The organism is Belnapia mucosa, assembly GCF_016775475.1.
GTDB lineage: Bacteria > Pseudomonadota > Alphaproteobacteria > Acetobacterales > Acetobacteraceae > Belnapia > Belnapia mucosa.
Map to the genome: position 1 here is coordinate 314,830 of NZ_JAEUXJ010000003.1, position 20,661 is coordinate 335,490.

At 72.8% G+C, this 20,661-nt stretch carries 18 protein-coding genes; 5 read left to right on the forward strand and 13 right to left on the reverse strand.

The features are described 5' to 3' along the window. Positions 1-23: 23 nt before the first annotated feature. Positions 24-950, forward strand: coding sequence for a dihydrodipicolinate synthase family protein (locus JMJ55_RS09610; protein ID WP_202825310.1), 927 nt, complete (start codon positions 24-26; stop codon positions 948-950). On the opposite strand, the gene JMJ55_RS09615 is transcribed toward JMJ55_RS09610, so the two are convergent. The 3 genes from JMJ55_RS09615 to dapA form a co-directional block, all read right to left on the reverse strand. Then, the gene (locus JMJ55_RS09615; protein ID WP_202825311.1) at positions 951-2,225 is read right to left on the reverse strand and encodes a M28 family metallopeptidase; all 1,275 of its coding nucleotides are present in this window, start codon (positions 2,223-2,225) and stop codon (positions 951-953) included. Next, entirely contained in the window at positions 2,222-3,184 is a 963-nt protein-coding gene (locus JMJ55_RS09620; RefSeq protein ID WP_202825312.1) for a tripartite tricarboxylate transporter substrate-binding protein, read from the reverse strand. The genes JMJ55_RS09615 and JMJ55_RS09620 overlap by 4 nt, the downstream gene beginning before the upstream one ends. A gap of 64 nt (positions 3,185-3,248) precedes the next feature. Beyond that, positions 3,249-4,160, reverse strand: a complete 912-nt coding sequence (gene dapA, locus JMJ55_RS09625) for a 4-hydroxy-tetrahydrodipicolinate synthase (protein WP_202825313.1) — start codon at positions 4,158-4,160, stop codon at positions 3,249-3,251. A gap of 366 nt (positions 4,161-4,526) precedes the next feature. Between dapA and JMJ55_RS09630 the strand changes: the two genes are divergently transcribed. Both JMJ55_RS09630 and JMJ55_RS09635 read left to right on the forward strand, forming a co-directional pair. Continuing rightward, on the forward strand, positions 4,527-5,264 hold the full coding sequence (locus JMJ55_RS09630) for an ABC transporter ATP-binding protein (RefSeq protein WP_328702598.1): 738 nt from the start codon (positions 4,527-4,529) through the stop codon (positions 5,262-5,264). Beyond that, positions 5,261-6,040 (forward strand): ABC transporter permease, encoded by a 780-nt coding sequence (locus JMJ55_RS09635; protein ID WP_202825315.1) that lies wholly within the window; start codon positions 5,261-5,263, stop codon positions 6,038-6,040. Before JMJ55_RS09630 ends, JMJ55_RS09635 begins: the two co-directional genes overlap by 4 nt. 5 nt (positions 6,041-6,045) lie before the next feature. On the opposite strand, the gene JMJ55_RS09640 is transcribed toward JMJ55_RS09635, so the two are convergent. The 4 genes from JMJ55_RS09640 to leuC are packed head-to-tail and all read right to left on the reverse strand — an operon-like array spanning position 6,046 to position 10,177. Next, complete coding sequence (locus JMJ55_RS09640) at positions 6,046-7,020, reverse strand: Bug family tripartite tricarboxylate transporter substrate binding protein (RefSeq protein ID WP_202825316.1); 975 nt, start codon at positions 7,018-7,020, stop codon at positions 6,046-6,048. Between the two features lie 33 nt (positions 7,021-7,053). After that, positions 7,054-8,133 carry a 3-isopropylmalate dehydrogenase gene (gene leuB / locus JMJ55_RS09645; RefSeq protein WP_202825317.1) on the reverse strand — a complete coding sequence of 360 codons (1,080 nt, stop codon included), beginning with the start codon at positions 8,131-8,133 and terminating at the stop codon, positions 7,054-7,056. Positions 8,134-8,150: 17 nt separating this feature from the next. After that, positions 8,151-8,750: a 3-isopropylmalate dehydratase small subunit gene (gene leuD, locus JMJ55_RS09650; protein WP_202825318.1), complete on the reverse strand. Its 600-nt coding sequence runs from the start codon at positions 8,748-8,750 to the stop codon at positions 8,151-8,153. Positions 8,751-8,752: 2 nt separating this feature from the next. Beyond that, positions 8,753-10,177: a 3-isopropylmalate dehydratase large subunit gene (leuC, locus tag JMJ55_RS09655; protein WP_202825319.1), complete on the reverse strand. Its 1,425-nt coding sequence runs from the start codon at positions 10,175-10,177 to the stop codon at positions 8,753-8,755. 248 nt (positions 10,178-10,425) lie between these two features. Between leuC and JMJ55_RS09660 the strand changes: the two genes are divergently transcribed. Together JMJ55_RS09660 and JMJ55_RS09665 are read left to right on the forward strand one after the other, a co-directional pair. Next, on the forward strand, positions 10,426-11,469 hold the full coding sequence (locus tag JMJ55_RS09660; RefSeq protein WP_202825320.1) for a LacI family DNA-binding transcriptional regulator: 1,044 nt from the start codon (positions 10,426-10,428) through the stop codon (positions 11,467-11,469). Between the two features lie 83 nt (positions 11,470-11,552). Then, on the forward strand, positions 11,553-13,676 hold the full coding sequence (locus JMJ55_RS09665; RefSeq protein WP_202825321.1) for an HWE histidine kinase domain-containing protein: 2,124 nt from the start codon (positions 11,553-11,555) through the stop codon (positions 13,674-13,676). 7 nt (positions 13,677-13,683) lie between these two features. Here the strand turns inward: JMJ55_RS09665 and JMJ55_RS09670 are convergent, their stop codons facing one another. From JMJ55_RS09670 to JMJ55_RS09695, 6 genes are read right to left on the reverse strand one after another with little or no spacing between them, the layout of a single operon-like run. Continuing rightward, positions 13,684-15,294: a thiamine pyrophosphate-binding protein gene (locus tag JMJ55_RS09670; protein WP_202825322.1), complete on the reverse strand. Its 1,611-nt coding sequence runs from the start codon at positions 15,292-15,294 to the stop codon at positions 13,684-13,686. After that, positions 15,291-16,262 carry a Bug family tripartite tricarboxylate transporter substrate binding protein gene (locus tag JMJ55_RS09675; RefSeq protein ID WP_202825323.1) on the reverse strand — a complete coding sequence of 324 codons (972 nt, stop codon included), beginning with the start codon at positions 16,260-16,262 and terminating at the stop codon, positions 15,291-15,293. Before JMJ55_RS09675 ends, JMJ55_RS09670 begins: the two co-directional genes overlap by 4 nt. A 3-nt stretch (positions 16,263-16,265) precedes the next feature. Next, the gene (locus JMJ55_RS09680; protein WP_202825324.1) at positions 16,266-17,171 is read right to left on the reverse strand and encodes a TauD/TfdA dioxygenase family protein; all 906 of its coding nucleotides are present in this window, start codon (positions 17,169-17,171) and stop codon (positions 16,266-16,268) included. A gap of 39 nt (positions 17,172-17,210) precedes the next feature. Then, positions 17,211-18,179, reverse strand: coding sequence for a Bug family tripartite tricarboxylate transporter substrate binding protein (locus tag JMJ55_RS09685; protein WP_202825325.1), 969 nt, complete (start codon positions 18,177-18,179; stop codon positions 17,211-17,213). Positions 18,180-18,211: 32 nt separating this feature from the next. Next, positions 18,212-19,567, reverse strand: a complete 1,356-nt coding sequence (locus JMJ55_RS09690) for an MmgE/PrpD family protein (protein WP_202825326.1) — start codon at positions 19,565-19,567, stop codon at positions 18,212-18,214. Beyond that, on the reverse strand, positions 19,564-20,535 hold the full coding sequence (locus JMJ55_RS09695) for a tripartite tricarboxylate transporter substrate binding protein (RefSeq protein WP_202825327.1): 972 nt from the start codon (positions 20,533-20,535) through the stop codon (positions 19,564-19,566). Before JMJ55_RS09695 ends, JMJ55_RS09690 begins: the two co-directional genes overlap by 4 nt. Between the last annotated feature and the right edge of the window lie 126 nt (positions 20,536-20,661).

Consider the following 20,661-nt stretch of genomic DNA (forward strand, 5'->3'; position numbering starts at 1 on the left):
GTCCCAAGGAGGAGGAGAACGCCATGACCAGCCCGGCCAAACCCTATCGGGGCGTCTTCCCGGTGGTCCCGACCATCTTCGACGAGCGCGGTGCGCTCGACCTCGAGGGACAGCGCCGCTGCATCGACTTCATGATCGATGCCGGCTCCGACGGCCTTTGCATCCTCGCCAACTACTCCGAGCAATTCGCCCTCGCCGATGAGGAGCGGGAGCAGTTGATGCACCTGGCGCTGGAGCATGTGGCGGGGCGGGTGCCGGTGATTGTCACCACCTCGCATTTCTCCACCGCGCTCTGCGCCGAGCGCAGCCGCCGCGCGGCCGCCGCCGGGGCGGCGATGGTCATGGTGATGCCGCCCTATCACGGCGCCACAATCCGCGCCTCGGAAGGCGCGATCGCGGAATTCTTCCGCGCCGTCTCGGACGCCGCCGGCATCCCGGTGATGATCCAGGACGCGCCGGTCAGCGGCACCGCTCTTTCCGCCCCCTTCCTGGCGAAGCTGGCGCGGGAGGTGGAGCATGTCTCCTACTTCAAGCTGGAGATGCCGCAGGCGGCGGCGAAGCTGCGCGACCTGATCGCCCTCGGCGGCGATGCTATCCTCGGCCCCTGGGACGGCGAGGAGGGCATCACCCTGGCCGCCGACCTCGAAGCAGGGGCGACCGGCAGCATGACCGGCGGCGGCTATCCGGACGGGTTCCGCCAGATCATGGATGCCTGGTTCGCCGGGCGGCGGGAGGAGGCGCATGCGCTCTATGCGCGCTGGCTGCCGCTGATCAACCTGGAGAACCGCCAGGGCGGGCTGCTGACCGCCAAGGCGCTGATGGAGGAAGGCGGCGTCATCCGCTGCGGCGCAGGCCGCCACCCGCTGGCGCCGCTGCATCCGGCGACGCGGGCCCTGCTGGTCGAGACGGCACGGCGGCTCGACCCGCTGGTGCTGCGCTGGGGCAAGTAGTCAGGGCAGCGGAGCGAGGACGGAGACGGCGGGGCCGACATCCTCGGCCCCGTCGCGCAGCGCCGCCATCTCTGCCCGCTCGGCCGAGAGGGCACGCCAGAGGATGGCGCCCGCCACCTCGGTCGCCCGTTGCAGCTCGCCGGGGGCGATGCGGTCGCGCGTATCGCCGGCGGTCAGCAGCCGGCTGAGGCCACATTCCGGCTCATCGAAGCCAGCGAGCAGACGCAGGGCCGGGATGCCCTGGGCGGCGAAATTGGCATGGTCGCTGCTGACCGAGATCGGCTGGTGGATCCGCACCCCCTCCCCCGCCGCCGCCCGGACGAAGGGGCCGAGCGCCGGGAAGCCCGAGGTCAGCGCCGCGAGGTTCGGCGAGCCGGCGATGCTGTCGAGGTTGAGGTTCATCGCCATCCCCGCCCGCGCCTCCGCCGGCAGCGTGGCCAGCCAGGCGCGGGAGCCGGACAGCGACCATTCCTCCGCCCCGAAGACCGCCAGCAGCAGCCCGCGCCGCAACCGCAGCAGGAAGGGCGCCACGGCGCGGCCGAGGCTGAGCAGGGCGGCGACGCCGGTGGCATTGTCGATCGCGCTCTCGGCCAGCATATGCCCATCGAGATGGGCCGAGAGCACCACCCGCCCCGGCCCGCCGCCGGGCAGGTCGAGCAGCAGGTTCGCGGCCGCCGCCGGATGGTGCCGGGCAGCGAGACGGAAGCGCCCTCGCCCGGCGGCGAGCAGGGCCCGCGCCCCCTCAATCCCGATGCCGAAGCCCGGCACGGGACAGGAATTCGCCCCGCCCGCGACCGGGCCGAGCCCTTCGACCGGCTGAACCATCAGAACCGCCGCCGCCCCCGCCTCGGCCGCCGCGCGCAGCTTCACCCGGCGATGGATGGTGCCCGGCGAGAAGGCGTATTCATGCCGCAGCATCACCGCCCGGCCCCGCACCCGGTCGCCGGCCGCGGCGATATCGGCCGGAGCGCCGCGGCCGCAATCCACCACCTCCCATTCCCGCTCCTCGGTCGGGACGGAGCCGACCAGCGAGGCGCAAGGGATGGGCGTGCCGTTCGGCAGGGCGATCGCCGCCGCCTCCAGCGTCCAGCCATGGAAGCGGGTGCGGGCCTCCTCCACCGGGCCGAGCGGGGCCATCAGCTCGCGCACCAGGGCGAAGGCCGTATCGGCGCTCGGCGTGCCCTGGAGGCGGCCGCCGCAGCCGCAGATGGCGGCGAAATCCGCTTCCAGCCGCGGCGCATCGGCGCGGAGGGCGGCGAGGAATTCCTCTCTCATGGCGCGCGGCTCCCTGCGGCCTGGGCGACGCGGGCCCAATTGGCGAATTCGCTCTCCAGCAACGCCGCGAAGGGGGCGCGGCCGGGCGGCCGCGGCTCGATTCCCAGGGCGGCGAAGCGGGCGGTGATGCCAGGATCGGCGAGCAGCGCGGTGAGCGCCGCCTCCAGCCGCGCCCGCCCGGCTTCCGGCACCGAGCGCGGCGCCAGCACGCCCCACCAATTGCCGGAGACCATGTCGATGCCGCCCTCGCGGAAGGTCGCGACCGCGGGCAGGGCCGGCAGGCGCGTCGGGGCGGCGACGGCGATGGGGCGCACCTGCCCATCCCGCAGCGGCGCGGCGGCGGAAAGGGTGCTGGAGAAGATCGCATCGATCTGCCCGGCCACGACATCGAGCAAGGCCGGGCCGGATCCGCGATAGGGCACGATGGTCAGCCGCGCCCCGGCCAGCATGCCGAGCCATTCGGGCAGGAGATGCGTCAGGCTGCCGGTGCCGGAACTGCCGAAGGTCACCGCCTCCGGCCGTGACCGGGCCAGGGCCAGGAATTCGCCGAGATTGGCGGCGGCCAGCGTCGGGCGGACCATCAGCACCATGGTGACGGCACCGAGCAGGCTGACCGGGATGAAATCCGCCCGCGCATCGTAAGGGACCTGCGGCTGCACCGCGGGGATGATGGTGTGCGGGCTGTCGGCGACGAGGAGGGTATGGCCATCCTCGGCCCGGGCGGCGACCTCGGTGCCGATCACGGCGCCGCCGCCGGGCCGGTTCTCCACCACCACCGGCTGGCCGAGCGCCGATTGCAGCGGCGGCTGGACGGCGCGGGCGAGGATGTCGGAGGGACCGCCGGCGGCATAGGGGACGATCAGCCGGACCGGGCGGCTCGGCCAGGCAGGTTGCGCCAGGGCGGGCGCGGCCAGGCCGAGGGCGAGCGTGGCCAGGGCCCGCCGGGGTATCGGGTGCATCGTGGGGCGCTCTCCTTGCGGCCGCGGCGAGTATGGCGGCGGGGCGGGCGGGGCTCAATTCCACTCAGGATGCAGCTTCCCGGCGCCGCCGCTCCATCGCCTGCCCGATCCGGGCGGCGAGTCCCTCGCTCACCGGCGTCATCGGCAGCCGCAGCTCGGGGCTGTCGATCAGCCCGGCGCGCCAGAGCCAGTGCTTGATCGGCGCCGGGCTCGGCTCGGCGAAGAGCAGCTGGGGCAGGTCGCCGATCGCGCGCCAGGCCGCCAGCGCGCCGGGCCCGTCGCCCGCGCGCAGCAGGTCCCGCACGGCGGCGAAGGCGCGCGTCTCGACATGGGCGGAGGCGAGGACGCCGCCCTCGGCGCCCTGGGTCAGCATCGGGTGGAAGAACGCGTCCTCGCCGGTCAGCACCGCGAAGCCGGGCGGCTTGCGGCGCAGCAGCTCGCAGGATTGCGCCATATCGGCCGAACAGTCCTTCACGCCGACGATGTTCGGGCGCGCGGCCAGTTCCAGCATCGCCGCATTGCCCAGATTCACGCCGGTCCGATAGGGGATGTTGTAGATCATGATCGGCCGCGCGGTGGCCTCGGCCAGGGCCGAGAAATGGCGCACCATCCCCTCCTGCGAGGGCCGCGTGTAATAGGGGCAGGTGACGAGATAGCCGTCGAGCGGCCATTCCGCGCTGCGCCCCACCGCCTTCACGAGCTTCCGCGTATCGCTGCAGGAGAGGCCGAGGAAGACCGGCAGGCGCCGCCCGGCCGCCGCCAGCGCCTCGGCGGTGAGGGCGACGAGGCGCTCGATCTCTTCCTCGTCGAGGGTGAGGCCCTCGCCCGTCGTGGCGGCGAGGATGAGGCCGTCGATCGGCTCGGCGGCATAGTGCCGCACCAGCCGGCGCAGCGAGGCCTCGTCCAGCGCTCCGTCGCGGAAAGGCGTGACGAGGGGCAGCCAGAGGCCGCCGGGTGTCGGGTGGTTCCTGTCCATGTCTCCGTCTCCTGCTGTGCCGGAGACGGGACCTGAAGGTGACCCCGTCCGAACCGGCGGGGTGCATCCTTGATCCTGTGGCGCTGTGGCTTACCGCGCGCGACGATCCTGGGTGCCCCGCGAGGGGCACTTCTTCGACGGCGCGGGCTTGGCGCAGCGATGGATCATGCCGCCATCATTCCTGGCGGGGGCGGCGAGCGTCAAGCGGCCGCAGACGACCGGCTTCTTCCGCATGGTCCGCCGCCCAGGCCGGCTTGCTGCCGGGCCGGGGCGCGACGGGGTGGCACGCGGATCGAGGGCACCGCCCTTGCCGCCCCGCCCCGACGCCCTTCATTCTTCCCCCATGCCCATCGCCTCCCTCCTCGCGTGACGCTCGTCGCCCTCGATGGCGTCGGAAAGCGCTTCGCCAGCGGGACCGAGGCCCTGGCGGGCATCGACCTGCGGATCGGGGCGGGGGAATTCCTCGCCATCCTCGGCCCCTCGGGCTGCGGCAAATCCACCCTGCTGCGGCTGATCGCCGGCCTCGCCGAGCCGAGCAGCGGCCGCATCACCCGCCAGGCCTCGCGCCAGGTCGGCTTCGTCTTCCAGGAGGCGACGCTGCTGCCCTGGTCGGATGCCATCACCAATGTCCGGCTGCCGCTCCGCCTCGCCGGGATCGACCGGGCTGAGCAGGAGGCGCGGGCGGCGGCGGCGCTCGACCAGGTCGGGCTGCGCGGCTTCGAACGGGCCTATCCGCGGGAGCTGTCGGGGGGCATGCGGATGCGCGTCTCCATCGCCCGCGCGCTGGTGACGCGGCCGAGCCTGCTGCTGATGGACGAACCCTTCGCCGCGCTGGATGAGCTGACGCGGCACCGGCTGAATGACGACCTGCTGGCGCTCTGGGCCGGCAGCGGCGTCACCGTGGTCTTCGTGACCCATTCGGTCTTCGAGAGCGTCTATCTCGCCTCCCGCATCCTCGTCATGGCGACGCGGCCGGGGCGGGTGGCGGCGGAACTGGCGATGGAGGCACCGGCACCACGGCCGACCGGGTTCCGCACCTCGGCCGAATATGCCGCGCTGTGCCGGGCGACGACCGAGGCGCTGGAGGGGGCGATGGCGCAATGAAGATTGTGGATGCGCTGGCGCCGGCCGCGGTAGGCCTCGCGGTGCTGGGCGGCTGGGAAGGGTTGGTGCGGCTGTATGGCGTGCCGCCCTATGTGCTGCCGGGGCCGGTCGCCATCGCCCATGCGCTGGCCGAGGATTGGCCGCTGCTTTCAGGCTCGCTGCTCGTCACGCTCCGGATCGCGCTGCTGGCGCTGTTGCTGGCCGTCTCGCTCGGCGGATTGCTGGCGGTGGCCTTCGCGCAGTCGCGCTGGGTGGAGCGGGCCTTCTTCCCCTATGCGGTGGTGCTGCAGGTGACACCGGTGGTCGCCATCGCGCCGCTGATCCTGATCTGGGTGGACGATGTCACGCTTAGCCTGCTGATCTGCGCCTGGATCGTCGCCTTCTTCCCCGTGCTGTCGAACACCGTGCTCGGGCTGAACAGCGCCGACCGCAACCATGTGGAGCTGTTCCGCCTCTATGGCGCCTCGCGCTGGCAGACGCTCTGGCTGCTGCGGTTGCCGGGGGCGTTGCCCTTCTTCCTGGCGGGGCTGCGGGTGGCGGGCGGGCTGGCGCTGATCGGCGCCGTGGTCGCGGAATTCGTGGCCGGCGCGGGCGGGGCCGGATCGGGCCTTGCCTTCCGCATCCTGGAGGCGGGATATCAGCTCAAGATCCCCCGCCTCTTCGCCGCGCTGGCGCTGATCTCGGCCCTGGGGATTGCGATCTTCGCCGCGCTCGGCCTGGTGCAGCACCTGCTGCTGCGGCGCTGGCATGAAAGCGCGATGCAGCCAGAGGGTTAGGCGCCCTAGTTGAGGCTGATGGCGCCGTCCTTGATCACCTTGGCCAGCACGATCCGGCCACGGTCGAGGAATTCGGTGAATTCCCGTTCCGTGCCGCCGACCACCTCGGCGCCGAGCGGGTTGAGGCGGTTGCGGACGGCGTCGCTCTTTGCGGCCTGGGCGATCGCGGCCTGCAGCCGGTCGAGGATGGGACGCGGCGTCGCGGCGGCGGCGAAGACGCCGTTCCAGTCATTCATGTCGAAGCCGGGCAGGCCGGATTCCGCCAGCGTCGGCGCATCCGGATAGGCCGCGACCCGATGCGCGCTGGTCACCGCCACCACCTTCGCCCGACCCGTCTCGACCGGCGGCCGGATGGAGGAGGTGGTGATGATGACCGAATCCACCGTGCCGGAGGCGATGTCCCGCGCCGCATCGGCGCCGCCGCGATAGGGCGTGTGGATCAGGCGGATGCCGGTCATCTGCTGCAACAGCTCCCCCGCCATATGCCCCATGCCGGCGGTGGGCGGCGTGCCGTAGCTGATCGTGCCCGGCTGCGCCTTGGCCAGCGCGATGTAGGAGGCGACGTCCCCGGCCGGGAAGCCGGTCTTGACGGCCAGGACCTGCGGGAAGTTGGCGAGCAGCGAGACCGGTATGAAGGCCTTCCGGTAATCGAAGGGAAGGTCCTGCATCAGCAGCGGATTGGTGATCTGGTTCGCCGCATCGACGAGGAAAGTATAGCCATCGGCCGGCGATTGCAGCGTCGCATTCGCGGCGATCAGCGCATTGCCGCCGGTGCGGTTCTCCACGACGATGGATTGGCCCAGGATCTCGGACAGCGTCGCGCCATAGGCGCGGGCGACCGTATCCGCGGCGCCGCCGGCGGCGAAGGCCACGATGAGCCGGACCGGGCGGGACGGCCATTCCTGGCCGAAGCCGGCGCGGCCGAGAAAGGGCGTTGCGAGCGCCGCGCCCAGGATGGCGCGGCGGGTGGTTGCGGTCATTTCTTGTCGCCTCCCTGTCTGCCGGTGCGGGTTCTAGCGCCGTTGCCGCTGGATCGCGGCCGCCACGGCATCACCCATCGCCTCGGTGCCAACGCTCCGAGCGCCCGGCTCCATGATGTCCGGCGTGCGGTAGCCCTCGGCCAGCACCTCGCGCACCGCGGCCTCCACCGCGCGCGCGGCCTCCTCCTGCCCCAGCGAATGGCGCAGCATCATCGCGGCGGAGAGGATGGAGGCGAGCGGATTGGCCTTGTCCTGGCCGGCGATATCGGGTGCCGAGCCATGCACCGGCTCGTAAAGCCCCCGCCCGCCCTCGCCGAGCGAGGCGGAGGGCAGCATGCCGATGGAGCCGGTCAGCATCGCCGCCGCATCCGAGAGGATGTCGCCGAAGATATTGCCGGTGACGATCACGTCGAAATCGCGCGGCCGGCGGATCAGGTGCATGGAGGCCGCATCGACATAGAGATGCGTCAGCTCGACATCCGGATAGTCCCGCCCGACCTCGGTGACGACCTCGCGCCAGAGCGCCATGGTCTCGAGCACATTGGCCTTGTCCACCGAGCACAACTTGTGCCGCCGCTGCCGTGCGGCGCGGAAGCCGGCATGGGCGACGCGGCGGATCTCGCCCTCGGTGTAGCGCATGGTGTTGGTGCCGATGCGCTGGCCGGAGGCATCCCGCTCGACCCCGCGAGGCGTGCCGAAATAGATGTCGCCGGTGAGCTCGCGCAGGACGACGAGGTCCACGCCCTCGATCACCTCCCGCCGCAGGGTGGAGGCGCCGATCAGCTCGGGGAAGGCATAGACCGGGCGGAAATTGGCGAAGAGGTCGAGCGCCTTGCGCAGCCGCAGCAAGCCATGGCCGCCGCGCTTCTCCGGCGGCAGCAGGTCGCTCTCATAGGTGCCGGCGGCGCCGAAGAGGATGGCATCGGCCCGGCGCGCCGCCTCCAGCGTCGCCTCCGGCAGGGGGTCGCCGGCCTGGTGCAGGCCGGCATCGCCGATCGCCGCCTCGGCCATCTCGAATTGCGGGCCATTGGCGGCGACGCTGCGCAACGCCTTCACCGCCTGCGCCGTCACCTCGGGCCCGATCCCATCGCCCGGCAGCACGAGAATGCTCATGGTCCCTGTCTCCTGTCTCAGCGGTTCTCGTGGCCGTAGCGGTTCATGAAGGCGTCGATCTCGGGCGAGAGCGTGCGCGTATAGTCGAGCTCGTCGATGCCGTTCAGCAGGCAGTGGCGGGCGAAGGGGTCGATTTCGAAGCGGTGCACGCTGCCATCGGGCAAGGTGACGGTCTGGGCCTCCAGATCGACCTGCACCCGGGCGCCCGGCTGGTCCTGCAACTGTGCCAGCAGCCCGGCCACCACATCCTCCGGCAGGCGCACCGGCAGCAGCCCGTTCTTCAGCGCATTGGAGGAGAAAATGTCGCCGAAGCTCGGTGCGATGGCGGCGCGGAAGCCATGGTCATACAGCCCCCAGACGGCATTCTCGCGCGAGGAGCCGCAGGCAAAATTATGCTCGGCGACGATGACCTTCGCCTCGGCATAGTCCGGCCGGTTCAGCACGAAATCCGGGTCCATCCCGCCATCCGGCCCGCGGCGGACATCGTGGAACAGGTAGGCGCCGTGGTTGTCGCTGCGCGGCTTGTGCAGGAAGCGCGCCGGCGTGATCTGGTCGGTGTCGATATTCGGCCGCGGCATCGGCAGGGCGACCGCATCGAGGCGCTGGAAGGGCTCCATGCTCAGCCCCCCGCCATCAGCCGGCGGACATCGGTGAGATGCCCGGTCACCGCCGCCGCCGCCGCCATGGCCGGCCCCATCAGATGGGTCCGCGCGCCCGGCCCTTGCCGCCCGACGAAATTGCGGTTGGAGGTGGAGGCGCAGCGTTCGCCGGGTGCCGCGATCTCGCCATTGGTGCCGAGGCACATGGAACAGCCGGCCTCGCGCCATTCGAAGCCGGCATCGAGGAAGATGCGGTGCAGCCCCTCGGCCTCGGCCTGCGCCTTGACCAGGCCGGAGCCGGGGACGACCCAGGCCGTCACCTGCGGCGCGACGCGGCGGCCCTCGGCTACCGCCGCCGCGGCGCGCAGATCCTCGATCCGGCCATTGGTGCAGGAGCCGATGAAGACGCGGTCCACCGGGACCGCCTCCAGCGGCATGCCCGGCGTCAGCCCCATATAGGCAAGCGCGCGCCGCATCGCCTCGCGCCGGTCGGCACTGGATGAAGCGGCGGGATCGGGCACGGCGCCATCGATCGGCAGCGCATCCTCCGGGCTGGTGCCCCAGGTCACCATCGGCGCGATCGCGGACCCGTCCAGCGTGACCTCGGCATCGAAGATCGCGTCGGGATCGCTCGGCAGGGCGCGCCAGCGGTCCAGCGCCGCCTCCCACTGATGGCCCTGCGGCGCATAGGGGCGGCCGGCGAGGTAGGCGAAGGTGGTGTCGTCCGGCGCGATCATGCCGGCGCGGGCGCCCGCCTCGATCGACATGTTGCAGAGGGTCAGGCGCCCTTCCATCGACAGGCCACGGATCGCCGGACCGGCATATTCGACTACATGGCCGGTCGCGCCGGCGGTGCCGATGCGGGCGATGATCGCCAGGATCACGTCCTTGGCGGTGACGCCTGCGCCCAGCCGGCCATCGACCGTGATGCGCATGGTCTTCGGCTTGCGCTGCCACAGCGTCTGCGTCGCCAGCACATGCGTCGTCTCGGTCATGCCGACGCCGAAGGCGAGCGCCCCGAGCGCGCCATGGGTCGAGGTATGGCTGTCGGGGCAGACGATGACCATCCCCGGCTGGCTGAATCCCTGCTCCGGCCCGATGACATGCACGATGCCGCGGCGCGGGTCCTCCAGGCCGAAGGCGGTGATGCCGTGCTCGGCGGTGTCGCGCGCCAGCGCCTCCACCATGCCGCGCCGCTCGGCATCGGCGATCTCCTCCACCCGCCGCACATCCGTCGGCATGTAGTGGTCCGGCGTGCCCAGCATGCGCTCCGGCGCGCGCGGCTTCAGCCCGCGCTGGCGCAGCGCCTCGAAGGCCGGGGCGCTGCCGTCATGGATCAGGTTGCGGTCGACGAAGAGCAGCACCTGGCCGTCCTCGCGTTCCAGGATGCGGTGCCGGTCCCAGATCTTCTCGAACAGCGTGCGGGGTTCGGCGCGCTCGCTCATGCGCGCGGAATCCGGCCTGGCGGATCGGGCAACTGCATCGGGCTCCCTCCCTCGGGCGCTTCGGTTCGGGGCCGAGGCTAGGCGGCCCTGCCCAGTGCGTCGAGGGGAAAAATGCAACCGGTTGCACAAACCGCCGCCAGGCTTCCCCCGGCGGATTTCCCGGTATAGTGCTGTGGGCGAGCGCCAGTTCGGGCGGAGGATCGGGTCATCCCATTGCGCACGGTTGCACGCATCGCACCGGTCGGATCGTGACCGCGCCGCCCCCCATCCCGGCCCGGCGCGGCGCCACCGTCCATAGCCTGTCGCGCCTCGCCGGCGTCTCCGTCTCCACCGTCTCGCGGGCCCTGAAGGACGATCCGCGTATCGCCCCGGCGACCCGGCGGCGCATCGCCGATCTCGCGCGGGAAGCCGGCTACATGCCGAATGTCCTGGCCCGCAGCCTGTCGGGCGGGCAGAGCGGGCTGATCGGCCTGGTCAACGGCCCGATGCAGAACCCCTTCTATGCCGAGCTTCTGGCCGAGGCGGTGAACCAGGCGGCAGAGCGCGGGCAGCGGCTGCTGATCCTGCATGCCGGGACCGGCCCGATCGAGGACCGCACCTCGGAGGCCCTGCTGCACTACCGGGTGGATGGCTGCCTCGTCGCCTCGGCCGAGCTCTCCTCCCGTGCCGCCGCCATCTGCGCGGAACGTGGCGTGCCGCTGGTCATGGTCAACCGCGTCGCCCGGCTGCATGCCAGCGCCGTCTCCTGCGACAATGAGGCCGGCGGGCGGGACGTCGCCAAATTCCTGCTGGCCGGCGGGCATCGCCGCCCCGCCCTCGTGCTCGGCACCGTCGGCGTCTCTACCAGCGACGGGCGGGAACGCGCCTTCATTGCCCGGCTGGCCGAGGCGGGGCTACGGCTGGCGCTGCGGCTGCACGGGCATTCGACCTATGAGGGCGGCCATGCCGCCGGCACCGCCATCGCGGCGCTGCCGGCCGGGGAACGCCCGGATGCGGTCTTCGTCCTCAACGACATCATGGCGATGGGCCTGCTGGACGCGGTGCGGGAGGCGGGGCTGCGGGTGCCGGAGGATCTTTCCGTGGTCGGCTTCGACGACGTGCCGGCCGCGGCGCGGCGCTGCTACGGCCTGACCACCCTGGCCCAGCCGCTCGGCACCATGGTGCGGCGCGGGCTGGACCTGCTGGCGGCCCGCATCGCCGATCCCGCCCTGCCGGATGAGAGCGTGACGCTCCGCGGCCAGCTGGTGGTGCGGCATTCCGCCCGCCTGCCGGACCCGGCCCGGGCGGGCTGAACCGCGGGCGGCGTGGCGCGCTGCCGGGCTTGCAGTATCATCGCCCCGGTCTCGCGGCGCAGTTCGGAGTTCCGTCCATTTCCATGGTTGCCGACCAGCGTCCCACCGGTGCGGCGCCATGGCCGTCGCAGGCCGGCGAGCGCCCGGCGCGGCCGCGCCGCCGCTTCAGCCTTCGCGCGCATCTGCTCGCCCTGCTGCTCATGGCGTTGCTGCCCGCGCTGACCATCGGCGCCGCCGCCGCCTGGCATGCCGCCATCGCCTACCGTGGTGCCCTCGATGCCCGCCTGGTCGATACCAGCCGGGCCCTGGCCCTCGCCCTCGACAGCGAGCTGGAGATCCTCGGCGCCGCCGCCATCGCGCTCGCCGCCTCGCCCACCCTGCGCGAGGCGCCGGATGAGGCCCTGCCCGAGCTGCATGGCTGGGCCACCGCCATCGGCGAGGCGCTGGGCGCGGTGCGCGTCGTGGTGGCCGATGCCGGGCCGGGCCATCCCCAGTTGCTGAACACGTTGCTGCCCCCCGGCGCGCCGCTGCCGCAATCCGCCCAGCCGGGCGAGGGCGCCTGGGAGCTGATCGAGCAAGTCGCCCGGACCGGCGCACCGGCGACGTCCGACCTGTTCCGGGCCCGGGCCGACCGCAGCTGGGCCGTCGCGGTCGGGGCGCCGGTCTTCCGCGGCGGCACGCCGCGCCGCGTCGTCATCGTCTCCTTCGACCCGCGGCGCCTGTCGGAGCTGCTGCGGCACCAGGGCCTGTCCGGCGACGCCTTTGCGGCGGTCGCCGATGCAGGCGGGCGGGTTGTCGCCCGCACCCGCGGCCACGAGGCCCTTATCGGCACCATGGCCCCCACCCGCACCGGGCCAGCCTCGGACACCCGGCCGGGCCTGTTCCGGGGCCCCACCACCGAGGGCAGCGAGGCGATCTTCGCCCGCCAGCACCTGCGCCGCGCCTCCGGCTGGACCGTTGTCGTGGCCGAGCCGCTGGCCTCCTACACCAGGGGCTGGCGCGGGCCGCTGGTCGGGCTCGCCGCCGGCTCCGCCGCGCTGCTCGCCCTCTCCCTGGCGCTGGTCTGGCAGGTCTCGCGCCAGCTGGTGCGGCCCGCGGCGGCGCTGGCCCACCGGGCCGAGGCGATCGCCGCGGGAAGCCCCGGGACGCTGCCGGCGGTCGAGCCCTCCGCGGTGACGGAATTCGAGGCGCTGCGCCGCGCCGGCGCCCGGGCCGAGGCCGCCCTGCGCGAGGGCGAGGCCCGGCTGCGGGTCGGCATGGAAGCCGCCCGCATGGCCATCTGGGATTATGACGCGCGGACCGGGCTGGCCACGCGATCCGGCCAGATCGTCGGCGACCGGCCGGATCTGCCGCGGGAGCAATTCTCCCTGGCCGCCTGGCTGGGCCAGGTGCATCCCAAGGACCGGCCGGCGCTGGAGCGCGCCATGGCGGACACGGTGGCAGGGCGGCTGGAGCGCTTCGCCGTGGAATACAGGCTGCGCCGCGCCGATGGGCCCGGCGGCTGGGTCTGGATCGCCACCCATGGCGCGGTGGCCGAGCGCGATCCGGCGACCGGCGCGGCGCTGCGCCTGGCCGGCGTCGGCCTCGACGTCACCGAGCGGAAGGAGGCGGAAGAACGACAGCGGCTGCTGATGCGGGAGGTCGATCACCGCGCCAAGAACGCCCTGGCGGTGGTGCAGGCGGCGGTGCGGCTGACCGGGGCGCCGGACCTCGCCAGCTACCGGCGGGCGATCGAGGGACGCGTCCAGGCGCTGGCCCGGGCGCAGACGCTGCTGGCGGAGGATAGCTGGTCCGGAGCGGATCTCCGCACGCTGCTCGAAGGGGAGCTGAAGGCCTTTGTCGGGGACGGGCAGCGCGCGCTGCTCGGCGGCCCACCGGTGGCGCTGCCGGTGCGGGCGGCGCAGCCCCTGGCGATGGCGGTGCATGAGCTGGCGACCAATGCGGTGAAATACGGCGCGCTCTCCACCGCGGCCGGGCGCGTCGCCGTCGCCTGGGAGGTCGCAGGCGAGGAGGAGCCGGTGCTGCGGCTCCGCTGGTCCGAGAGCGGCGGGCCGCCGGTAGTGGCGCCGCCCGTCCGGCGTGGCTTCGGGTCGCGGGTGCTGGAAGGCACGGTGCAGCGCCAGCTCGGCGGCCAGGTCCGGCTGGACTGGGCGGCGACCGGTCTGGTCTGCGCGATGGAGGTGCCGCTGGCCGGGCCGCGGGGCTAAGGCCCCGTCAGCCGCGGAGGGCGGGCAGCAGCGTGTGATAGGCCTCGCGGTCGATCGCCACGTCCAGCAGGGCGGGCTGCCCGGATGCGAGGGCAAGCTGCAGGGCGGGCGCCAATTCCTCCGGCCCCGTCACCCGCAAGCCGAGCCAGCCGAAGCAGGTGGCCAGCCCCGCGAAATCCGTGCTGCCGTACTCCATGCCGCGAGCGGGGAATTGCCGCCGGCGCTGCTTTACTTCGATCATGGACATGGCGGCGTCGTTGAACACGACCACGACCAGCCCGCGGCACCCCGCCTGCACCGCGGTCGCCATCTCCGCCAGGCCCATCATTAGCCCGCCATCGCCGGTGAAGGCAATGACCGGACGGTCCGGCTCCGCGAGGCTGGAGGCGATGGCCGAGGGCAGCGCCCCGCCCATGGTGGCGAGGCCGCGCGAGATGAGGGCGCCGCGCGGCGCCTCCGCCTGCCACAGCGCCATCACCGGCAGCATATGCGCCCCGGCATCGACCGTGATCCGGGCGCCGGCCGGGGCCGCGGCCATGACGCCCTCCACCAAGGCATGCGGCGCGACGCCATGGCCGACGGCGCCGGTGCGCGCCGCCGTCCGCATCGCAGCCCGCTGCGCCGCGATCTCCGCCGGGCTCCAGCCGCCCGGCGCCACCATGCCGGCAAGCTGCCCGGCGCTGTCGGCGAGGCTGCCGACGATCTCGGCCGCCCAGGGGTGGAAGGGCCGGTCGAAGCGGTGCGTGGTCAGCATCACGGTCGGCACGGCATAGCGCCAGGGCGTGGGGAGGAATTCGATCGGGTCGGCGCCGAACAGCAGGATGGCATCCGCCGCGCGGAGCAGCGCATCCTCCGCCGCGCCGGCGATGAAGGGCCCGACCGCGAGCGGGTCCGAATCCGGGAAGCTGCCCTTGGCCATATAGGTCGAGAGGACCGGGGCTCCCCAGGCCCGGGCCAGGTCCCGCAGGGCCGCGGCCGCGCCGGGTTCGGCCGCCTGCAACCCGGCGATGATGACGGGGCGGCGGCTGCCCCGCAGCACGGCCCCTGCCGCCGCCATGGCCGCTGAATCGGGCGCGGGCGCGGCCGGTGGCTCGGCGGGGGTGCCGGCGGCTGGCAGGGGCGCGCGGATGCGTCCGCCGATCAGCTCGATATAGACTGGTCCCTGGGGCGGCGCGCAGGCGGCGGCGATCAGCCGGTCCAGCTCCGCCATCGGGTCGGGTTCCGCCAGCCAGCTCTCGGCCTTGACCAGCGGCCGCATCAGGGCGGCCTGGTCGAAGCGCTGGTGGCTCGCATGCTCCTGCTGCGGCTCATGCCCATCGGCCAGCACCAGCAGCGGCGCCCGGTCCAGCGCGGCGGCGGCGATGCCGTTGACCGCATTGGCGAGGCCGGGCCCGCGCGTCGTCATCAGCACGCCCGGCGCGCCGGTGAGCTGCGCGGTGGCGGCGGCCATGATGGCGGCCGCCGTCTCGGTCCGCGTCACCACGAATTCGATGCCGCAGCGCGCCGCCGCCTCGATGAGGTCGAGGCTGCAATCCCCGCCGGGCACGCCGAAGAAGCGGCGCACGCCGCGCGCGGCGAGGCGCTCCGCCAGGGCCTGGATGATGGTGGTGTCGGTCATTCGGCCTGGATCCCTGCCTCGCGCGTCACTTGGGCCCAACGAAGGATCTCGCTGTGGATATAGGCCTGGAATTCCTCCGGCGTGCCGGTGGTGACCTCGGCGCCCTGGCTGGCGAGCCGGGCGGTCATCTCCGGCTCCAGCACGATCCGGTTCAGCGCGGCGTTCAGCCGTGCCACGATCGGCGCCGGCGCGCCGCGCGGCGCGACGATTCCGAGCCAGCCGGTCACGTCGTAGCCGGGCAGGCCGGCCTCGGCGACGGTCGGGATATCGGGCGCCGCCGCCAGCCGGCGCGGGCCGCTGACGGCGAGTGCGCGCACCCGCCCATCCTGGATCTGCGGCAGCGTCAGCAGCGGGTCGCTGAAGGCGGCGGCGAGGTTGCCGGCGACGAGGTCGTTCAAGGCCGGCGCTGCGCCACGATAGGGCACATGCTCCATCCCGATCCCCGCCATGCGCGCGAAGACCACCATGGACAGATGCGGCGAGCCACCATTGCCGGGCGAGCCATAGGTGTTCTGCCCGGCCTGCCGGGCGCGGGCCCAGGCGATGAACTCCGCCATGCTCCGCGCCGGGTTGGAGGGATGCACGACCAGGATGTTGGAGAAGCGGACGAGCCGCGCCACCGCCTCGAAGTCGCGCTCCGGATCATAGCCGGGGTCGCGGTAGATGGCGGGGTTCACCGCCATCACGCCGATCGTGCCCATCATCAGCGTATAGCCGTCGGGCGCCGAGCGGGCGGCGGCGACGGCGGCGATGTTGCCATTGGCGCCTGGCCGCGGATCGACCACCACCTGCTGGCCCCAGGCCTCGGCGAGGCGCGCGCCGACCTGCCGGGCGAGGATGTCGGAAGCGCCGCCGGCTGCCGTGGCGACGATCAGCCGGATCGGCCGGTCCGGATAGGCCGGCCCCTGGGCCTGCGCCCCCGCCGTGCCCGGGGCCAGCAGCAGCAGGGCAAGCAGCAGGCGGCGCACCGCTCAGGCCGCCTGTTCGAGGGTGGGGGCGCAGTCCTTCAGCGTCACCCGCCGCATGTCGCGCGGATAGACCTTGTCCTCATAGGGCCGGCCGCGATGCATGGTGCAGCGGTTGTCCCAGACCACCAGATCACCGACTGACCAAGGATGGCTGTAGACGAAGCGCGGCTGGGTGGCGAACTCGGTCAGGTCGCGGATCAGGGCCATCGCCTCCGGCCGCGGCCAGCCCTGGATCGCGCCGATATGGGCCGAGAGATAGAGCGACAGCCGGCCCGATCCGGGATGGCGCCGCACCAGGCGCTGCGGCACCGGAGTGCAGCGCTCGATCTCCTCCGGCGTGAAGGCCTCGAAGCCGAGCAGGCTGCGGGAATAGATCAGCGAATGCTCCGTCACCAGGTCGCGGATCCTCGCCTTCATCTTGTCCGGGAGTGCATCCCAGGCGGCGCGCATATCGGCGAATTCCGTCTCGCCGCCCTCGGGCGGGATGACGCGGGCGCTCAGCATCGACCAATGCGCCGGCGTCGGCTTGAAGCTGCTGTCGCTGTGCCAGAGCAGGTTGCCAAGGTTGAACATGCGCCGCCGGTCATCGGCGGCGAGGATCTGGCCATCGGCGCCCAGGTTCGAGATGTCGTTCACCTGGTTGTCGGCCAGCCGCCTACGGGCCTGGTCCACTAGGGTCGGCGTCTCCTCGATCTCGCCGAACTGGCGCCCGAAGGCGAGCTGTTCGTCATCGATGAAGGGCTGGTTCGGGAAGACCAGCACCGCATGGCGGTCCATGGCAGCGTTGACGGCCGCGACCTGCGCCGGCGCCAGCGGCCGCCGCAGGTCCAGCCCCTCCGCCCGCGCGGCGAAGGCCGGATGCAGCGGCGTCAGGCGCAGCCCACCGGCTGTGATGGCATCCTCGGACATCGGTTCCCTCCCCTGTCTGTTGCGTATGGCGCCGGCGGCCTATTCTAGCCGGATGGCGAGGTCGCGCAGGACGGAGCCCCAGCGATCCCGGTCGGTGGCGAGGAATTGCCCCATCTCGGCCGGCGTCTGCGTCACCGGCAGGGCGACCTGGGCGCGGAAGATTTCCTGCACCTGGGCAGTCTTCAGCCCCTCGGCCACGGTCGCGGCGATGCGGGCGGCGACCGGCGCCGGCAGCCCCGCCGGGCCGAGCAGGCCGAACCAATTCGCCGCCTCCACCGGCAGGCCGAGCTCCTTCATCGTCGGCGTCTCGGGCAGCTGCGGGATGCGCTCCGCGGCGCCGACGCCGAGGATCTTCGGCCGGCCGTCGCGCGCCGCGGCCTCGGCCGGCCCGGCATTGAGGAACATGCAATCCACCTGCCCGCCGATCAGCGCCGTGGCGGCCGGCGCCGCGCCGGTGAAGGGCACATGCAGCAGTTCGAGCTTCGCCTGCTTGGCCAGCCCCTCCATCGCCAGATGCGAGGTGCTGCCGATGCCCCAGGAGGCGAAGGTGATCCGGCCCGGCTGGCGGCGCGCCAGGGCGAGGAATGCCTCCATCGTCTCGGCACCGAGGCCCGGCCGGGTGATCAGCACGAAGGGGCCGCTGGCGAAGGTCGTCACCGGGGTGAATTCGGTAACCGGGTTGTAGGCCAGCTTCGGATAGATCAGCGGGTTGATGGCATGCGTCTCGGCATTGCCGAGGATCAGCGTATGCCCATCCGCTGGCGCGCGGGCGACGAGTTGGGTGCCGACCGCGCCATTGGCGCCGGCCCGGTTCTCGATCACCACCGGCTGGCCGAGCGACTGCGCCATGGCGGGCGCCAGCGCGCGCATCAGGATGTCGGCGAGGCCGCCGGGATTCCAGGGCACGATGACGCGCACCGGCTGTTCGGGGAAGGCGGCCAGGGCGGGGCCGGCCAGCGGCAGGGTTGCGGCGGCCCCGAGCAGGCTGCGGCGGGTGATGATGGGCATTGGTCTGGTCCTCCCCCGTTCTTCTTGTGTCGTCAGGCCAGGAGGGCCATGAGGCCCCCGATCTCCGGCGCCGTCTCCAGCGCCCATAAAGCCTCGAGCGCGGCATCGGCGCGGTCCGCTGCGCCGCCGAGCACCGCGTTGTCGCGGAACTTCGCCGCCAGCTCGGCATCGCTCATCGGCCGTGCCTCGCTGCCGCGTGGATGCAGCACCGTCACTGCCTGTTCCCGCCCATCCGCGAGCCGCACCGTCACCCGGGCGGCGCCGCGCGGCAGGGCGGCATCGAGCTCCGCCGTGACCTTGGCGCGGAAGGCTACCAGCGCCGGGTCGAGCACCGCCGGCATCTCGAATTCCGCAACACCGGCCCGGCCGCGGACAAAGCCCAGCGCGGCACTGTGGTGGATGCTGACGCGTGCATCGCGTTCGGTCCGCACCACGCGGTCGCCACGGGCGAGCAGCAGCGCATCGCCAGCGACCGTCACCGCGGCGATGGCGTCGGGCGGGACATCCAGCTCGGCGCGGAGCTGGAGGCAGGCATCGATGACGGCGTGGAAGACGATACCGGCCGGATAGGGTTTGTAGGTGGTGCGGGCGATCTCCCAGCGCTCGCCGAGGCCCCCGGTGATCTCCTCGACCTGCGGCACGTCGCCCATGGCGCGGGCCCAGCCGAGCGGCCCCTCGATGGCGGCGGGCGCAGCCTCATAGCCCTGTTGGGCGAGCAGCGCCGCCAGCAGCCCATGCCGCGCGGCATTGCCCATGCCGACATTCTTGGCAGCGCTCGGCAGGTTCTCCACCAGCCCGGCCGACTGGCTGGCCGCGATGCCGAGGGCGTGCCAGGCCTGGGTCGCCGTCAACCCCAGCAGTTTCGCGGAGCCCGCCGCCGCGCCGAAGACACCGCAGGTGGAGGTGATGTGCCAGCCCCGATCGTAATGCCCCGGCGAGACGGCATTGCCGATGCGGCACTCCACCTCCAGCCCCAGCAGGAAGGCGTGCAGCACCTCCGCCCCCGAGTAGCCACGCTGCTCGGCCAGCGCCAGCAGAGGCGGCGCGACCGGGGCGGCGGGATGGATGACGGTGCGCAGATGGGTGTCGTCATAGTCCAGCAGGTTGCCGGCGATGCAATTCACGAAGGCGGCGCTCATCGGATCGAGCTTCCGCCGTTGGCCATTCCCGCTTTGGCCGATGATTGTCGCCACCGGCACGCCGCTGAATTCGGCCACGACCCGCAGCGCCGTCGTCACCGCCGGGTCCCGCGCCACGCCCAGCGCGCAGCCGAGATGGTTGACCAGGCTGCGCACCGCCTCGTGCCGCAGCGCGGGCGGGATGTCCTCCCAGCGGGAGGCTGCGAGGAAGCGGCCGAGCGCCTCGCCGGCATAGGGCTGGCCGCTCATTGCGCGCGCACGATCAGGCCCTCGCGCGCGGCGCGGGACCAGCGGGCGTCCTCCTCCTGCCGCAGCGCGGTGAAGCCGGCGGGGTCGAGCGGGTTGAGGTCGGCGCCGATGCGCAGCAGCTTGTCGCGCAGTCCCGGGTCGCGCAGCGCCTGGTGGATGGCAGCGGACATCGCCTCCGCAATCGGGGCGGGCAGGCCGGCCGGGCCGAGCATGCCATACCAGCCGGCGAATTCGTAGCCGGGCACGCCCGCCTCGGCGAGGCTCGGCACATCGGGCAGCAGGGCGCTGCGCTCCTTCGTCGTCACGCCGAAGGCGCGGATGCGCCCGGCTTGGAGATGAGGCAGGGCGGCGACGGTGCTGTTCCAGCTCGTCGGCAGGTGGCCGGCGATCAGGTCGTTCAGCATCGGCGCGGCACCGCGATAGGCGACCTCCACCATCTCGATGCCCGCAAGGCGGGTGAAGAGGTTGCCGGCATAGGAGATGGCGGCATCCGAGGTGCCGAAGCCGATGCTGCGCGGTGCCGTCCGCGCCGCCGCGACCAGCCCCGGGACATCGGCGAAGGGCGCCGCGGTGCTGACCGCCAGCAGCATGGGATAGCGCGAGAGCAGTGCCACCGGGGTGAAGTCCCGCGCCGTGTCATAGGGCAGCGCGGGCATGACATAGGGGTTCAGCGTGTGGCTGCCGGTATCCACCAGGAAGAGCGAGCCATCCGGCTCCGCCCGCGCCACCACCTCCGACCCGACCACGCCATTGGCGCCGGCGCGGTTCTCGACCAGCACGGGCTGGCCGAGCAGCGGGCGGAGGCCTTCCGCCAGGGCGCGGGTGAAGACATCGGTGCCGCCGCCCGGGGCATAGGGGACCAGCAGCCGCACCGGGCGCCGCGGCCACGCAGCCTGGGCCAAGGCCGGGCAGGGCAGCACGGCACCCGCGAGGGCGGCCAGCAGGGCGCGGCGTTCGAAGGCCGGCATGGTGGTGTTTCCTGGACGTGTTGCGGCAGCGGGCTGCCGGAGTGTGGTATCGGTAACTCCATCCCGACCCGGCTGTAAAGCCATTCCGAGGCGATTGCCTTCCAGCCCGCTTCCCGCCTAGGCTTG

Excerpts from the sequence above, each read along its gene's own strand:
- leuC (WP_202825319.1), bottom strand. The coding sequence starts at position 10,177 with ATGAGCGAGCGCGCCGAACCCCGCACGCTGTTCGAGAAGATCTGGGAC.
- JMJ55_RS09670 (WP_202825322.1), bottom strand. The coding sequence starts at position 15,294 with ATGACCGACACCACCATCATCCAGGCCCTGGCGGAGCGCCTCGCCGCG.
- leuD (WP_202825318.1), bottom strand. The coding sequence starts at position 8,750 with ATGGAGCCCTTCCAGCGCCTCGATGCGGTCGCCCTGCCGATGCCGCGG.
- JMJ55_RS09695 (WP_202825327.1), bottom strand. The coding sequence starts at position 20,535 with ATGCCGGCCTTCGAACGCCGCGCCCTGCTGGCCGCCCTCGCGGGTGCC.
- JMJ55_RS09640 (WP_202825316.1), bottom strand. The coding sequence starts at position 7,020 with ATGACCGCAACCACCCGCCGCGCCATCCTGGGCGCGGCGCTCGCAACG.
- JMJ55_RS09610 (WP_202825310.1), top strand. The coding sequence starts at position 24 with ATGACCAGCCCGGCCAAACCCTATCGGGGCGTCTTCCCGGTGGTCCCG.
- JMJ55_RS09615 (WP_202825311.1), bottom strand. The coding sequence starts at position 2,225 with ATGAGAGAGGAATTCCTCGCCGCCCTCCGCGCCGATGCGCCGCGGCTG.
- JMJ55_RS09620 (WP_202825312.1), bottom strand. The coding sequence starts at position 3,184 with ATGCACCCGATACCCCGGCGGGCCCTGGCCACGCTCGCCCTCGGCCTG.
- JMJ55_RS09685 (WP_202825325.1), bottom strand. The coding sequence starts at position 18,179 with ATGCCCATCATCACCCGCCGCAGCCTGCTCGGGGCCGCCGCAACCCTG.
- JMJ55_RS09665 (WP_202825321.1), top strand. The coding sequence starts at position 11,553 with ATGGTTGCCGACCAGCGTCCCACCGGTGCGGCGCCATGGCCGTCGCAG.
- dapA (WP_202825313.1), bottom strand. The coding sequence starts at position 4,160 with ATGGACAGGAACCACCCGACACCCGGCGGCCTCTGGCTGCCCCTCGTC.
- JMJ55_RS09690 (WP_202825326.1), bottom strand. The coding sequence starts at position 19,567 with ATGAGCGGCCAGCCCTATGCCGGCGAGGCGCTCGGCCGCTTCCTCGCA.
- JMJ55_RS09680 (WP_202825324.1), bottom strand. The coding sequence starts at position 17,171 with ATGTCCGAGGATGCCATCACAGCCGGTGGGCTGCGCCTGACGCCGCTG.
- leuB (WP_202825317.1), bottom strand. The coding sequence starts at position 8,133 with ATGAGCATTCTCGTGCTGCCGGGCGATGGGATCGGGCCCGAGGTGACG.
- JMJ55_RS09635 (WP_202825315.1), top strand. The coding sequence starts at position 5,261 with ATGAAGATTGTGGATGCGCTGGCGCCGGCCGCGGTAGGCCTCGCGGTG.